General features: G+C 59.6%; 15 protein-coding genes and 2 tRNA genes. 11 read left to right on the top strand and 6 right to left on the bottom strand.

Annotated features, from left to right (window positions below; genetic code table 11):
• Window positions 1–211: 211 nt before the first annotated feature.
• Window positions 212–883 (top strand): transglutaminase-like cysteine peptidase, encoded by a 672-nt coding sequence (locus AB4Z24_RS06135; protein ID WP_441706582.1) that lies wholly within the window; start codon window positions 212–214, stop codon window positions 881–883.
• Between the two features lie 83 nt (window positions 884–966).
• Here AB4Z24_RS06135 and AB4Z24_RS06130 read toward each other — a convergent pair.
• Window positions 967–1,041 (bottom strand) — tRNA-Thr (locus AB4Z24_RS06130).
• Window positions 1,042–1,227: 186 nt separating this feature from the next.
• Between AB4Z24_RS06130 and AB4Z24_RS06125 the strand changes: the two genes are divergently transcribed.
• The 5 genes from AB4Z24_RS06125 to AB4Z24_RS06105 all read left to right on the top strand — a co-directional run bounded on the left by AB4Z24_RS06125 (window position 1,228) and on the right by AB4Z24_RS06105 (window position 5,213).
• Window positions 1,228–1,410, top strand: a complete 183-nt coding sequence (locus AB4Z24_RS06125; protein WP_441706581.1) for a hypothetical protein — start codon at window positions 1,228–1,230, stop codon at window positions 1,408–1,410.
• Window positions 1,411–1,526: 116 nt separating this feature from the next.
• A complete protein-coding gene (gene murA, locus AB4Z24_RS06120) occupies window positions 1,527–2,819 on the top strand; it encodes a UDP-N-acetylglucosamine 1-carboxyvinyltransferase (RefSeq protein ID WP_441706579.1) in 1,293 nt (430 codons plus the stop codon).
• A gap of 92 nt (window positions 2,820–2,911) precedes the next feature.
• Window positions 2,912–3,376 carry a DUF2948 family protein gene (locus AB4Z24_RS06115; RefSeq protein ID WP_441706578.1) on the top strand — a complete coding sequence of 155 codons (465 nt, stop codon included), beginning with the start codon at window positions 2,912–2,914 and terminating at the stop codon, window positions 3,374–3,376.
• A gap of 35 nt (window positions 3,377–3,411) precedes the next feature.
• On the top strand, window positions 3,412–4,710 hold the full coding sequence (gene hisD / locus AB4Z24_RS06110; protein WP_441706576.1) for a histidinol dehydrogenase: 1,299 nt from the start codon (window positions 3,412–3,414) through the stop codon (window positions 4,708–4,710).
• A 5-nt stretch (window positions 4,711–4,715) separates the two neighbouring features.
• Window positions 4,716–5,213: a UPF0262 family protein gene (locus AB4Z24_RS06105; RefSeq protein WP_441706575.1), complete on the top strand. Its 498-nt coding sequence runs from the start codon at window positions 4,716–4,718 to the stop codon at window positions 5,211–5,213.
• Here AB4Z24_RS06105 and AB4Z24_RS06100 read toward each other — a convergent pair.
• Together AB4Z24_RS06100 and AB4Z24_RS06095 are read right to left on the bottom strand one after the other, a co-directional pair.
• Entirely contained in the window at window positions 5,179–6,507 is a 1,329-nt protein-coding gene (locus AB4Z24_RS06100; protein ID WP_441706573.1) for an adenylate/guanylate cyclase domain-containing protein, read from the bottom strand. The two genes, AB4Z24_RS06105 and AB4Z24_RS06100, sit on opposite strands and share 35 nt — an antisense overlap.
• Window positions 6,508–6,539: 32 nt before the next feature.
• Window positions 6,540–7,247 (bottom strand): Crp/Fnr family transcriptional regulator, encoded by a 708-nt coding sequence (locus tag AB4Z24_RS06095; RefSeq protein WP_441706571.1) that lies wholly within the window; start codon window positions 7,245–7,247, stop codon window positions 6,540–6,542.
• 151 nt (window positions 7,248–7,398) lie between these two features.
• Between AB4Z24_RS06095 and AB4Z24_RS06090 the strand changes: the two genes are divergently transcribed.
• From AB4Z24_RS06090 to AB4Z24_RS06080, 3 genes are all read left to right on the top strand, one after another.
• The gene (locus AB4Z24_RS06090; RefSeq protein WP_441706826.1) at window positions 7,399–8,148 is read left to right on the top strand and encodes a Maf family nucleotide pyrophosphatase; all 750 of its coding nucleotides are present in this window, start codon (window positions 7,399–7,401) and stop codon (window positions 8,146–8,148) included.
• A 7-nt stretch (window positions 8,149–8,155) separates the two neighbouring features.
• Window positions 8,156–8,380 (top strand): DNA gyrase inhibitor YacG, encoded by a 225-nt coding sequence (locus tag AB4Z24_RS06085; protein WP_441706569.1) that lies wholly within the window; start codon window positions 8,156–8,158, stop codon window positions 8,378–8,380.
• Window positions 8,381–8,468: 88 nt separating this feature from the next.
• Window positions 8,469–8,544: transfer RNA gene (locus AB4Z24_RS06080), tRNA-Phe, on the top strand.
• A gap of 160 nt (window positions 8,545–8,704) precedes the next feature.
• Here AB4Z24_RS06080 and AB4Z24_RS06075 read toward each other — a convergent pair.
• Window positions 8,705–9,214 (bottom strand): tetratricopeptide repeat protein, encoded by a 510-nt coding sequence (locus AB4Z24_RS06075; protein ID WP_441706567.1) that lies wholly within the window; start codon window positions 9,212–9,214, stop codon window positions 8,705–8,707.
• A 410-nt stretch (window positions 9,215–9,624) separates the two neighbouring features.
• Between AB4Z24_RS06075 and AB4Z24_RS06070 the strand changes: the two genes are divergently transcribed.
• Together AB4Z24_RS06070 and AB4Z24_RS06065 are read left to right on the top strand one after the other, a co-directional pair.
• Window positions 9,625–9,810 carry a hypothetical protein gene (locus AB4Z24_RS06070; RefSeq protein ID WP_441706566.1) on the top strand — a complete coding sequence of 62 codons (186 nt, stop codon included), beginning with the start codon at window positions 9,625–9,627 and terminating at the stop codon, window positions 9,808–9,810.
• Between the two features lie 219 nt (window positions 9,811–10,029).
• Window positions 10,030–10,905, top strand: coding sequence for a ParA family protein (locus tag AB4Z24_RS06065; RefSeq protein ID WP_441706564.1), 876 nt, complete (start codon window positions 10,030–10,032; stop codon window positions 10,903–10,905).
• A 68-nt stretch (window positions 10,906–10,973) separates the two neighbouring features.
• Here the strand turns inward: AB4Z24_RS06065 and AB4Z24_RS06060 are convergent, their stop codons facing one another.
• Together AB4Z24_RS06060 and AB4Z24_RS06055 are read right to left on the bottom strand one after the other, a co-directional pair.
• Window positions 10,974–12,134 (bottom strand): glycosyltransferase family 4 protein, encoded by a 1,161-nt coding sequence (locus AB4Z24_RS06060; protein ID WP_441706562.1) that lies wholly within the window; start codon window positions 12,132–12,134, stop codon window positions 10,974–10,976.
• Between the two features lie 77 nt (window positions 12,135–12,211).
• Window positions 12,212–13,147: a glycosyltransferase family 2 protein gene (locus AB4Z24_RS06055; RefSeq protein ID WP_441706560.1), complete on the bottom strand. Its 936-nt coding sequence runs from the start codon at window positions 13,145–13,147 to the stop codon at window positions 12,212–12,214.
• Window positions 13,148–13,279: the final 132 nt, after the last annotated feature.

Genomic DNA, 13,279 nt, shown 5'->3' with positions numbered 1-13,279 from the left:
TCAAACCCTGGTTCGGGTTTTACGGACAGGGCCTGGTGCTGCCGGAGGGGATTGAGCTCGACTGAGCATCGGCCCCAGGAAACGATCGTTTCGATCAGTGCCGGCAGTACGCTCGACCAAATGGCTAGTTCTTTCGGGCACGTTCACGCGCCAGTATTTTAGCCGTCTCTTAAGAAGCGTCGCAGATCCTGTCATTGAGGGACAGGGCTCAATGGATATTGCGATGCGTTATGTCGTTCTGATGCTCGCGGCACCGGTTGCGTTGTTCGTTTCACCGTCAACGTGGGCTGATGAAAGCCTCACGCGCCCACAAGAGGTTATCAGATCGCTTTTCATGCATGAATATGGGCCTGTCCAGGCTCCCCCGGCCTTCTATCGATTCTGTGTTGAGAACCAAAGCGAGTGCCTGCCACGTAGCGCGGCTCACGGCTTTGTCGAGACCGTTCAGCAATTAGAGCAATTGGATGAGGTCAATCTCCGGGTCAATCGTACGATTGTACCGGAGACTGATATCGCGCATTACGGAATTGAAGATTATTGGACCATCCCTAAGGACGGCAAGGGCGACTGCGAAGACTACGCCCTAATGAAGCGGCACATTCTTATCTCAATGGGTTGGCCTACGAGTGCGCTTCTGATGACGGTAGTCCGCATCGAGAACGGTGAAGGTCACGCGGTGCTGACCGCACGTACCAATTACGGCGATCTCATCTTAGACAATCGATCCAATGAGATTTTGCCATGGTATCAAACGGCGTACAGCTTCAAGATGAGACAGTCATCTTACAACCCCAAAATCTGGGTCGACCTCGATCCAACCGATGACGTTCTCCCGGCTCCTATCGCTGTTCCAGATTTGGATGGCCTCGCCCACCTCCACTGAATTCGAATATTCGCTTGGTTGGATCGATGAGAACGCGCTCGCCGAAGCAGCGCGCTTTGTTTTGAAAAACAGTAATGAAAATATGGTGCTGCCGGAGGGGATTGAACTCTCGACCTCTCCCTTACCAAGGGAGTGCTCTACCACTGAGCTACGGCAGCTGAAGGCGGATGCCTCGAAGAATCGGACATGCCAGGGGCGTCGCGTACGTACGCTCCTGCTTCGGGCGGGCGGACACTGCCACAAGGCTTGACGGCGAGCAAGACGGAAAGCCAAGCTGTCAGCCATCGGGGACGGCACGCTAAAATTGAGGCCGGCGACGCATTCTGAAGGGCGCAAGACGGGTCATGACAGGCAATTTCCAGCCAAAGCGCCCAGGAAACGCGGCTACCGGGAAAGGCGCCGGCAAGCTCGCGCGTCAGGACCGGCTTGCGGAAGAGCTCAGGGCAAACTTGAAGCGGCGCAAGGCCGCGGCCCGGCGCCAGGGCGGGGAGGGTGGCGATCCTCCTCCGGACAAGAACGAGCCCTAATCTCCCCTGTCGTAAAAGCCGCTTGCCGATGATGGCGGGCAGCCTTTAATCACCCTTTGCTTGTAGCGGGATCGAGATTCGCTTCCGTTTTCATCATCCGGAGACAATAGGCTTACATGGATCGGATCAAAATCGTCGGCGGCAAACCGCTACGCGGTACAATTCCGATTTCAGGGGCCAAGAACGCGGCATTGCCGCTGCTGATCGCGAGCCTTCTGACCGAAGACCGCCTGACGCTCAAGAATGTCCCCAATCTGGCGGACGTCAATCTCCTGGTGCGCATTCTGCGCAATCACGGGGTCGATCTCGCCGTTGACGGGAAGCGGCCCGGCCCCACCAGCCATCTCGGCGATACCATTCATCTCACGGCGCGCGATATCGTCGATACGACGGCGCCCTACGAGATGGTTTCGAGGATGCGGGCGAGCTTCTGGGTGCTCGGACCCCTCGTCGCGCGTATGCACGAAGCGAAGGTGTCATTGCCGGGCGGTTGCGCGATCGGCACGCGGCCTGTCGACTTGCATCTGATGGGGCTGAAGGCGCTCGGCGCGGAAATCGACATCGATGCCGGTTATGTCATCGCGCGGGCGCCGAAGGGGCTACACGGTGCGCGCATCGTGTTCCCGAAGGTGTCGGTCGGGGCCACGCACAACGTTCTCCTGGCCGCGGCGCTGGCCAAGGGCGAAACCGTTATCGAGAACGCGGCGCGCGAGCCCGAAATCGGCGACGTCGCTCTCTGCCTCAGCAAGATGGGCGCGACGGTCGAAGGTATCGGCACGTCCACTCTCCGGATTCAGGGACGCGACCGCCTCGAAGGCGCGGTGCACACGGTGCTCCCGGATCGTATCGAAACCGGAACTTTTGCGATGGCGGTTGCCGCGACGGGTGGTGACGTGACGCTCGAGGGCGCGCGCCTTCGCGATCTCAAGACGGCGCTCGAGGTTCTTGCGAACACGGGAACATCGATCGAAGAGACGGAAACGGGTGTTCGGGTTCTCAGGAACGGCGGCGGCATTGCTCCGGTATCGGTCGAGACCGAGCCTTTCCCCGGTTTCCCGACAGACCTGCAGGCGCAACTCATGGCGCTCCTGACGCGCGCGTCGGGCACCAGCGTCATTCGCGAGACGATTTTCGAAAACCGTTTCATGCATGTGCAAGAGTTGGCCCGTCTCGGTGCCGACATTCAGCTTCACGGCGATACGGCGACGATCAAGGGCGTGAAAACGCTGAAGGGCGCGCCGGTTATGGCGACCGATCTCAGGGCGTCGGTTTCGCTCGTCATTGCCGGGCTCGCCGGAGAGGGCGAGACGACGATAAACCGGGTTTACCATCTGGACAGAGGGTTCGAGCAGCTCGAGCGGAAGCTTGGTGCCTGCGGGGCGGAGATCGAGCGCATTGGCAGTAGCTGATGCACCGGCTCGAAGTTGCAGCTTTCGGGATGTATTTGTAACACTCTGCGGTAAAAGCCGCTCAGGCTGCCCAGCGGAGACATTCGACACTGATGCCGGACCTCAAGCTCATTGCCTTCGATACGGACGATCTCGGCGTCATCTCGGCTCAACTGCAAGATGCGGTTCTGCGCGTCGGAGATATGAAATATCTCCCCAAGGAAAAACGTTTCGTCGGAATAGCCAACCGGTTCGATTGGCAGAAATTGGCGGAGTCTCCGCATGCCGCGCAAACGGGAGACTTCGAGCGGCGCCGTTGCGGGGTGCGTTTCGAGCGCGTCAATAGCGTGAAAGTTCACGGATTTGATCTTAAGGATCAGCGGGCGTCATTGGCGCTGCTCGCGGTAACCTATGAGCCAACTGCCGGCACAGAATCGCCCGAAGGCAATGTCACGTTGACATTTTCCGGCGGTGCGGCCATTCGGCTGGGCGTCGAGTGTATCGAGATCGAATTGAAGGACCTCGGGGCGGCGTGGGCGACGAAGCACTCGCCACAGCACCCCGAAGACGCAAACTGATTTCGCTCGACCGCTTGCCTTAAGGAATGATGCCGATGCCTGTGCGGCTCAATAGCAACGACAAGGACTTCGAGACCGGCTTCGCGGAGCTGCTCGGGCTGAAGCGCGAAGTCTCGGCGGACGTCGACAATGCGGTCCGCGCCATCATCGACGATGTCCGGGCGCGCGGGGACGCGGCGCTCGTGGATCTTTCGCTCAAGTTTGACCGAGTTGATCTTCGCAAGGTGGGCTTGGCCGTGACCTCCGCGGAGGTCGAGGAAGCCTACGCCGCGTGCTCGAAAGAAACGCTCGACGCCCTGGTCTTCGCGCGCGACCGCATTGCCGATCATCACAAGCGCCAGTTGCCGTCCGACGATCGCTATACGGATGCTGCGGGCGTAGAACTCGGTCATCGCTGGACGGCTGTTGAATCCGTTGGTCTCTACGTTCCGGGCGGTCTCGCGTCTTATCCAAGCTCAGTGCTGATGAATGCCGTGCCGGCGCAGGTTGCGGGTGTGCCGCGCATCGTCATGGTCGTGCCGTGCCCGAGCGGCGAACTCAATCCGCTCGTTCTGGCGGCCGCAAAAATCGCGGGCGTCTCCGAGATTTATCGCATCGGTGGCGCGCAAGCGGTCGCGGCGCTCGCCTACGGCACGGAAGCGATACGGCCGGTCGTCAAGATCGTCGGTCCAGGCAATGCTTACGTCGCCGCGGCGAAGCGGCAAGTGTTCGGTCAGGTCGGCATTGATTCCATTGCGGGTCCGTCCGAGGTTCTGGTCATCGCCGACAAGCACAACGATCCGGAGTGGATCGCGTCCGATCTTCTTGCTCAGGCGGAGCATGACACAGCCGCGCAATCGATTTTGATGACGGACGACGTGGCGTTCGCCGAGGCCGTAGAGAAAGCGGTTCGCCGTCAGCTCGAGACTTTGCCGCGCGGAAATATCGCGGGCGAAAGCTGGAACACCTTTGGCGCGACAATCATTTTAAGTTCGCTCGGAGAGGCCGTTGCCCTGGCCGATCGCGTTGCGGCCGAGCATTTGGAAATTGCGACGGCGGATGCGGAAGATCTTGCGATGCGCATTCGCAACGCCGGGGCAATTTTCATCGGCGGCATGACACCCGAGGTCATCGGGGATTATGTTTCCGGTTCCAATCACGTTCTCCCGACGGCGCGCAGCGCGCGGTTCTCATCGGGTCTTGGAGTTCTCGACTTCATGAAGCGCACATCGATTCTGAAGCTCGATCCTGCCGCGCTCGAAAAGATCGGGCCTGCCGCCATGACGCTGGCGCGCGCCGAGGGCCTGGAAGGCCACCGCCGATCCGTCGAAATCCGCCTCAAAAAGACAGGCTGATCTTGATGGATCAAACGGTCGCCGCTCAAGAGAAAAGCCGGGATCGCCTTATCGACATCACGCTCGATGTGAAATCGCTCGGGCGCGCCAATTCCAATATTGAGCACGAGCGCGAAGTCGCGATTTTCGATATTCTCGACGGCAATGCGTTCCGCATCGAGGGTATCGATGACGGCCCGTACAAGCTCAATCTCTCCCTCGCGGAGGACCGGCTGTTGTTTGCGATCAGTCCTTCGAACGGTGGAGACGTCGTGGAGCACACGATCGCGCTCACGCCGCTGAAACGCATCGTCAAAGACTATTTCATGATCTGCGAGTCCTATTACGAAGCTGTGCGGACTGCGCCTCCCGCTCGCATTCAAGCGATCGACATCAGCCGTCGTGCACTCCACGACGAGGGCAGCGTGCTGCTCAAGGAAAAACTGCTGCCGAAGATCATCGTCGACGACGATACGGCGCGGCGCCTCTTTACGCTTGTGTGCTCGCTGCACTGGAAGGGCTGACTGTTGCGCCGGCGGCCTTCGGGCCGATCAGGAACCACGACTCCTGCGGTCCCACTCCCTTTATTTCGATGAGCCCGCGGGGTTCGATGGCGAACGCATCGCTGAGGGCTGCATAACACGACGGGCAGATCGCAATGCGGCCCGGTGCGCTCGTTTGTTCGAGGCGGCTCGCGAGGTTCACCGGATCACCCCAGACGTCATAGCTGAATTTATTCTTGCCGATGATGCCAGCCATCATCGGGCCGCTTGCCATGCCGACGCGGACATTCAGCTGAACGTTTTCGGCGATGCTTACTTCTTTAACGGTGGCGACGAGATCGAGTGCCATCGCAGCCAATGCCTGCGCGTGATCTTGGCGCGGGACCGGTACACCGGACGCCACCATGTAGGCGTCGCCGATGGTCTTGATTTTCTCGACACCGTGGCGTTCGGCAAGCTCGTCGAAAGCGCTGACGAGCCTGTTCAAGAGCGCGACGGTTTTCTCGGGCCCAAGTCCGCGCGCCATGCTGACGAAGCCGGTGATGTCCGCGAACAGGACGGAGGCCTCTGAGAAGCCGTCAGCGATTGTCTCGCCTGGCGCTGCCTTCAGACGTTCGACGACGCTATCGGGCAGCACGTTGCGGAGGACGGATTCCGTTTCGGCCTTGGCGTGCTCGAAAAGGCTGAAGGCGTAATACACGCAGGCTGCGATCAGGCCGAACGTGGTGACGGCGCCTTGGACGTACAGCGAGCTTAGGATCTGCTCGTCGGCCTTCAGTTGGGCGGTTTCCGTTGGGAACTGAAACCACGCGATCAAGTGCAGGATCAGCGCGGTGAAGACGATGGCGATGATGAGCCGGAAGCGGCGCGCTTCGAAAATGACGAAGGGTGCGGCCGCCGCAACGACGTATTGCAGGGGCGCGCCACCGAGCCGGCCGAAGAACGACGTGAAACCGATCAGTGCGACGAATTCCGCAAAAACGAGGAGGAGGCCGCCTGCAAGCTCGTTGATCCGATGCATGAAGGGAACGAGCGAGACGAGAAACGCGAGCCCGAGATTGATGTAGACGACGGGCATCATCTCCTTATTGCCCGACGCCCAAAGCTGAACGGCGTAGATAAAAGTCGTGACAACGACGAGGGACGAGAAGACGTTGACGATCTTCAGGCGCCGCTGAATTTCCGGCGGATAGCCCTCGATGCCGCAGCTCGCCATGCGGCGGACGAAGGAACGGATCGCACGCAATACCCCAGCGACGGGCCCTGGAAGGAACGCCGGTTGCGACTGCCGTTTTTGCCGATCGATGATCGTCATTTGCGTCGCCCGGCGCCTGATTGCAAAGGCGGCTATTCTTTTTCGTCGAGACGGCCGATGCCGCTCAACGCCGCGATATCGCACACGACCTGCTGTCCACGACGCTCAATCGCGCCTTCCGATTCGAGCATGCCCAAAGCCGCGTTGACCTTGGGGCGGCTCGCACCGACGAGAAGGGCAAGCTCGCTTTGCGAAATCGGCAGGGGAAGAGAAATCTTCTCGGCCTTGCCGGTTGGATCCTTCTGGCGTACCGCGGCGAGGAAGAAGCGCGCTAATCTCGCCTCGATCGGATGCAAGGCGATGGCCTCGAGCTGTTCGTCGGCGTCGCGCAATCTGCCGGCGAGAAAGCGTACGGCTGCTTCGCCGACTGCCGGACGCGATCCGAGCAAACGGACAAAAGCTACCTTCGAGAGCATCAGCGTCTCGACCTTGTTGACGGCTGTGGCGTCGGCCGACCGGGGCCTGCCGTCAAAGACAGCCAGTTCCCCGAAGATCGATGGCGCTTCGACATGGGCGAAGGAAAGTTCGCGCCCGTCGGAGGTTAGCACCGACAGCCTGACACGGCCCTTTGTTACGATATGCAGCTCGGAACCCGCCTGGCCGCGCGAAAAAATGATCTGCCCCGGCTCGTAGGCGGCTTCCCGCAATTCGAGGGCGACGGCCTTGCGGCTCGGTTCATCGAGGGTGCCGAAAAGCGGCGTTCGAGCAAGGAGGTCCGCAGGGTCCGGTTTCAGAGCCATTGCCATCGATCAATTTTGCTAAAGAATGAGCTATTCATGCCCTGTTTCGGTTCTGGCTGCAACGCGGGCGCTCTTGCTAAGGCGGTAGGCATTCAGTCATTGTCCGCCGGCGTCTGGTTAGCCCGACGTTAATAGTCTCATAGTCTCGATGATGATAATGACAATTATGAGCAGTTTTCTTCCCTCCTTCGCACGCTCCGAGGCACCCGGCCGTGAAACGCTACGGCGCACGCTGGCGCGGGAAGCGGCGCAGGCCAAAACCGAGACCGAGCGGCCGCAACTCGTTCTGGCGAGCGCCAGCCCGCGGCGCGTCACGCTGCTGGCGCAAGTCGGCGTAACGCCCGACGCATTGCGGCCGGCTTCCATCGACGAGACGCCGAAACGCGGAGAGATGCCACGTGCGCTCGTTTCGAGGCTCGCACGGGCCAAGGCGGAGGTTGCACGGAACCAGATCGCGAACGACCGGGATCTCGCTGGGGCTTATGTGCTCGCGGCCGATACGGTCGTTGCGATGGGGCGGAAAGTATTGATGAAGCCGACGCACATCGAGGAAGCGATGGCGTCTCTACAACTCCTGTCGGGCCGCACGCATAAGGTCCAGACCTGCATCTGCCTGATCACCCCGGATGATCGGGTACGCACGAAGATCGTCGATACGCGGGTGCGCTTTCGCTACATCAACAGGTCCGAACTCGAATCCTATATCGCGTCGCGGGAATGGCGCGGGAAGGCCGGAGGCTATGCCATTCAGGGCCTCGCCGGATGCTTTGTGCAACGCCTCATCGGCTCCTACACGAATGTGGTCGGCCTGCCGCTGACGGAGGTCGTCAGCCTCCTCAACTCGGAAAAGTTTCCGATCCAGTACAATTGGCTGAAATACGCCGAGGTCGATCGCGATTGAGCGCGCCATGTCTGCGTCCCGTTCCGCCAGCAAGCCTTTGCGTTGTCCTATCTGCGGGAAGGAGGCCGTCGAAGCCTATCGCCCGTTCTGCTCGAAGCGCTGCGCCGATATCGACCTCGCGAAGTGGTTTAGCGGCAGCTATGCGATTGGCGGCCGGGAGGAAGACGAGGGCGACGATCCGCAGGCGAAAGGCCCGCCCCAGCGACCAAATGGCGAAGATCAAGAAGACTGAAATTCTGATCTCTTGAGGTGCTTGCATACGGCGGATCACGCCCCTATAAGACCCCCTACTTCGCACGGGCTCAGCGCCGCGGAGGCAGGCCCAGGTAGCTCAGTTGGTAGAGCATGCGACTGAAAATCGCAGTGTCGGCAGTTCAATTCTGCCCCTGGGCACCATTTGCCCAAAACCACCGCTGATCTCTCGTTATAGATCTCGATAAATCCCTCGATTTGCCATCGCGCGTTTTTGCGGCTCAGGGGTGGGTTCGCGTTCGATTTTTGCTGCGCATCGCCTGCGATGCAAGACCATCCGCGGACGAGGCATCGCGATCGTCGATCAGGGCGAGGCTCCCAATCGCTTCAAGCCTTCGGACGCCGCGGCGAGCGTCGGCTCGAGCGCCAATGCGGCGTGGAAGTCGGCGATGCTCGCATCGCGTTCGCCAATCATTTCTTTCGCCAGCGCCCGGTTGAGGAGCGCAGGTGACATATCCGGCGCGATTTCGAGCGCTTTGGAGTAGTCGGCTATCGCCTGTCGCGGCTTGCGCATGTCGAGGTAGACGTTGCCGCGATTGTAATACGCAAAGTTGTTGTTCGAGTCGGCGCGTATGGATGCGGTGAAGTCTGCGATAGCCTTCGCATTTTCGCGGCGCTGGGCATAGGCGATGGCTCTGTTCATATAAGCCGTCGAGAGAGCATCGGTCAGTATCGTATGCTGGATGACCTGGGTGCATCCCCGAATCTGCGTGGCCAGATCGGCTCCGTCATTACAGTCGGCTACGGCGTCGGCGCGTGCGTTTCCCGATGCAAGGATGAAAATGGCCGTCGCTACTCGAATTACGCGGTTCACAATGTGAGAGCCTTGCTACTTGGGTTCGGCCATCTGGAAAGCGACCGACCAGTTCTTCGTCGTCTATACTACTGCGCGATGGGCCAGACGGTTTCGCACCAACTCAGAAGCCAGTCTCTTCGGAGCGGGATTAAATTTCCATGATCCCAGATCGTGGTGCGTTTTTTTCGGGCCGCCGGCCGGTAAGCGCACGCTGTCATAGTGTGCGCGACGTCATCGATAGTCCAGACAAGAGAAGAGCGTGGCGAATTTTTATTTTGCTGCAAAATTGGTGAACCGCAGACTTCCGTGTTCGTCGGCCGAGAATTGCGGCGAGCTTCTGCGGAGCCGGGGTAGGGCAGCCACAGGATGAGCGCAATCAGTTCGCAAAGCTCGCCTCTCGATTTGCGATTCTCCGAGGGGAAAGATCGATGGGTATTCTAGACTGGATGGGGAAGCGCCCACCGCAGGCCGTTGACGAGGAAGCGAAGGCGGCGCAAGGGAACCGGCGTCCAAAGCTCGACAAGGCCGCTGCGGCGGAACGCGCACGCAAAAACAGCCCGTGGCGCTTCGATGACGGCCCGTCGCGGCGTCCTGTCAGTGAAAATAAAAAATAGGGCTTGTGGCGGTCCCGCGGAATTTGGACGCTAGCATTTGAGCAAGCCTCCACGTAGTGTCCGCGGGTCTGGGTGGGACCGTGTTCGCATGCTCGAACGTTATCTTTACGAGCCTGTTTTTGCATATCGTGTATGCGGTTACCCCGAGCGGCCGGTGCGGCTGCGAGGGGATGATTTTCATCGCGAGGCACAAACGCCGGCCGCCGCGGATGCGCGTCGATGAGCGTTATGATCGCGATCGCCAACCCGAAGGGTGGCGTGGGCAAGTCGCTGACCACTATGATGCTCGCGGACGGCCTGGCGCTTTCCTACGGCGCGCGGGTGCTGGTTGTTGATGCCGATCCGCAAGCCGGAGTTACGAAGGCGCTTCTCGGCATCGACGCCGAGCAGCAATTGCGGCAGCGCCAGATCGGCTTGGCGGCCATGCTACAAGCTTTTGCCAGCGGGCGGAGCATGCGGCTCGCATCGCACCGGGTGGCGGCCGGCGATCTGATCGAGCTTCGCGATAGGGAAGCGGGCTTCATCGACATTTTGCCGTCGAACCACGAGCTTCTGAAAGAGATGGCGGACTTCGAGCATGAGGCCCGGCGAAAGAAGCGCAAGGACCGCCTCGACGTTCTGCTTGCCAATGCGCTGCGGTCCGAGCTTGCGAAAATCGATGCGGGCTACGACGCCGTTCTGATCGACTGTCCGGCGGGGCCAGGCGTGCTCGGACTTTCGGCCATGAGACTGGCCGAGCACATTGTGGCGCCGACGAGCCTGGAGACGAATGCGTACTCGACGCTCACCGACTTCTTGAAATTCATTCTTGCCGACGATCTCGATCTTGCGTCGCAGGTGAAGGTTCATCCGTTGATCACGCAGTATCAGTCTACGAACACGGTGCAGCGCGAGATGCTGCAACACATCAAGCAGGGTCTGCATCATCTCAACGCGATAGCCCGGCCCGTTCCCTATACGAGCGCCTTGCAGAATGCGGCCACGCACCCAGGGCTCGGCGTGTTTCGTTCGGCGCGTGAGAAATACGGAAGTGCTCTTCCCGAAGTTATCGCGCTGACGAAAGCCGTGGTCGAGAGAATTAGTCCGGGCGGCTGATCATGCGGCAAGGCCGATCAGCGTAGCAGGCATCACCCAGAGCATGGTGTGATGTGGACGAACAAAGCTCAGACGCGGCTGCTGACGCTTGCCGAGCTTTGGGGCTTCACCGGGTGTGCCGGGGCAATGCCGCTCGCGCTGTGGTCAACTGCGAAATCGTAGAAATCATCGGCTTCGCGGGCAACTTCGGAAAGCGCAAATTTTTTGGCGCAATGTTCGCGTCCGCTGCGCGCCAAACGAATACGCAGGTCACGATCAAGGATCAGTGTGCGCAGGTGTTCGGCAATATGGGCGAAGGTGAACTCCGGAGGGAGCATCAGCGTGTGCTCGGGAGCAATCTCGGATAATCCTCCGGTGCCCGAGCTGATGACCGCACATCCTGACGCGTGAGCTTCGAGTGCCGTGCGGCCGAACGGTTCTTGCCATTTGGACGGAATGATCGCGATGGCCGCATTCTGGTAGCGTTCCTTCACCGCGGCGAAGGGCAGGCTGAATTCCACGCTGATCCGGTCTCCAAAGGGCCGGACAATAGACAGCGCTTCCTCCAGATAGGCTGGAAAGCGGCCGGGCTCACTCAGAATGAAACGTCCGCGCCAGCCGGGCTGCTCTTTCAGGACGCTTGCGATTGCCTCCGCGGCTTCTTTGATACCCTTTTCGGGCGCCGCCCGGCCCACACATATGATTTCGTCGAGCTTCGGCTCCGCTGGTCGCCATTGCGAAAAATCCAGCCCGTTATAGACAATGGCGGACGGCAGGCGCACCTCAGGCCAATCCTCCGCGAACATTTTCCGGCAGACGTCGCTCACGAAGATCATGCCGGCCAGCGACCGGTACTGGCTCAGCTTGAACCGACGCCGGATCAAACTCCACAAATTGCGGCTTGGAATGGCCTTGATCATGTTGTGCTTATGGAGAACCACCGGCACCCGTGTGCGCGCTGCCAGCGCCGCAGCGGTCGGCAGATGCTGTTGCACCACGATCAGATCGGGCGACGTGCGGGCGACTTGATCCACGGCAAAGGCGACCTTGCGCCGCCGAGAGTCGTCGACCGCACGCGAATAGGTCAGGATGTCGACTTCGGAAAAAAGCGTTTCATTCTCGCAGCAGACGACTGTCGTCGTGTCGCGATAGCGGCTCGCCGCCACGAGATCGCGAACGCAGAGGTCGATCGACGATGCGTTGCTCGGGCCGAAACGCATGTGCCGAGGCAGAAACATCAATATGCGCATGATATCGATCTCAAGCCGAAGTCCTGCGTTCTATTGAGCGGAGTGGTTGTTCGAAATGAGGTCAACGTTTCAGCGCATCAATATACGCGCCGGTCTGCGGGGATGTAGCCAGCATACGTTTCGGCTGCACTGTCGAGATAGTACTCCCACCGCGCGGGATTGGATACCAGCAGCGTCGTATAGAGATACAGAAGCCGTGCATAGAGTTGCGGAGCCTCGGCAATGAGTTTTTCGCGCCGCATCCATTTCAGAGCTCGTGAAACAGTCTTTCTTGCAGCCATGTAGCGGTAGTTCTCATCAAACTTGGATGCGCCAAACTCCTTGAGAATCTGGATCGTCTGAAAGTAGGTGAGGGCTTCGTTGGAAGATAATCTCTTATTGCTACGAACGAGCTGATGACAGACGGCGACGTCGATGCGTGCGACGCGGGCCTGTTCGAAAACGGGGAGCGCGAGGGCAAGATCCTGACAGGAGATGAGGTCTTCGTTGAGACGAAGTGATGAAGGTACGCTCAGACGCCGCATCAGGGCTGTGGTCGGAATGTGGTTGTAGTCCCTGATGGCATATCGAAACGGGTCGGACACTATCGTTACGGCAGACGGGTGCTGCTGAGGGATTTTGCTCTGCTCAGCGGTGAGCGGCGCGGGGCCGTACATCAAGGTTGTGCCGAAAATGTAATCGGCATCATTTTCCTCAGCCAATTTCACCATCAACTCGGTGGACCCGCTGATCGGAGGATCATCGCAGTCGATGATGCGTAGCCACTTCTTGGTTGCAAAATCGATGAGCTGATTGGTGACGTTGAAAATGCCGCGATTTTCCTGGCGGCGGCAGGTGATGCGTCGATCGCTTTCGCAGAATTTCCGGATGATGGACCACGAGGAATCTTTCGACCCATCGTCGATAATAAAGACTTCCCCTCCGGTCGCGGCGAGTTCGGCGCTCACGCTCTCCAGCACCGCGCCGAGATATTCGGCCTTGTTATACGAACTAATGAGATAGCTAACAGACATTTATAAAATTGATTTTCGCGTAGCTACTGAGCCGGTCGTCTCCGCGCGCGTTTTGGTTGGCCGCTCGAAACACCAATTCATCACCTTCGCCGATACATCTTTTGGTTTTGCCAGAAGACCACAAAACTGGGT

The sequence above is a fragment of the Hyphomicrobium sp. 2TAF46 genome, assembly GCF_052114865.1.
Lineage (GTDB): Bacteria > Pseudomonadota > Alphaproteobacteria > Rhizobiales > Hyphomicrobiaceae > Hyphomicrobium_B.
The sequence above is the reverse complement of the archived record's forward strand: the minus strand, read 5'-3'. Positions and strand labels throughout refer to the sequence as shown.

What these genes read in the sequence shown, in the direction of transcription:
- AB4Z24_RS06135 (WP_441706582.1), top strand. Translation starts at nt 212, where the DNA reads ATGGATATTGCGATGCGTTATGTCGTTCTGATGCTCGCGGCACCGGTT.
- AB4Z24_RS06125 (WP_441706581.1), top strand. Translation starts at nt 1,228, where the DNA reads ATGACAGGCAATTTCCAGCCAAAGCGCCCAGGAAACGCGGCTACCGGG.
- murA (WP_441706579.1), top strand. Translation starts at nt 1,527, where the DNA reads ATGGATCGGATCAAAATCGTCGGCGGCAAACCGCTACGCGGTACAATT.
- AB4Z24_RS06115 (WP_441706578.1), top strand. Translation starts at nt 2,912, where the DNA reads ATGCCGGACCTCAAGCTCATTGCCTTCGATACGGACGATCTCGGCGTC.
- hisD (WP_441706576.1), top strand. Translation starts at nt 3,412, where the DNA reads ATGCCTGTGCGGCTCAATAGCAACGACAAGGACTTCGAGACCGGCTTC.
- AB4Z24_RS06105 (WP_441706575.1), top strand. Translation starts at nt 4,716, where the DNA reads ATGGATCAAACGGTCGCCGCTCAAGAGAAAAGCCGGGATCGCCTTATC.
- AB4Z24_RS06100 (WP_441706573.1), bottom strand. Translation starts at nt 6,507, where the DNA reads ATGACGATCATCGATCGGCAAAAACGGCAGTCGCAACCGGCGTTCCTT.
- AB4Z24_RS06095 (WP_441706571.1), bottom strand. Translation starts at nt 7,247, where the DNA reads ATGGCTCTGAAACCGGACCCTGCGGACCTCCTTGCTCGAACGCCGCTT.
- AB4Z24_RS06090 (WP_441706826.1), top strand. Translation starts at nt 7,399, where the DNA reads ATGATAATGACAATTATGAGCAGTTTTCTTCCCTCCTTCGCACGCTCC.
- AB4Z24_RS06085 (WP_441706569.1), top strand. Translation starts at nt 8,156, where the DNA reads ATGTCTGCGTCCCGTTCCGCCAGCAAGCCTTTGCGTTGTCCTATCTGC.
- AB4Z24_RS06070 (WP_441706566.1), top strand. Translation starts at nt 9,625, where the DNA reads ATGGGTATTCTAGACTGGATGGGGAAGCGCCCACCGCAGGCCGTTGAC.
- AB4Z24_RS06065 (WP_441706564.1), top strand. Translation starts at nt 10,030, where the DNA reads ATGAGCGTTATGATCGCGATCGCCAACCCGAAGGGTGGCGTGGGCAAG.
- AB4Z24_RS06060 (WP_441706562.1), bottom strand. Translation starts at nt 12,134, where the DNA reads ATGCGCATATTGATGTTTCTGCCTCGGCACATGCGTTTCGGCCCGAGC.
- AB4Z24_RS06055 (WP_441706560.1), bottom strand. Translation starts at nt 13,147, where the DNA reads ATGTCTGTTAGCTATCTCATTAGTTCGTATAACAAGGCCGAATATCTC.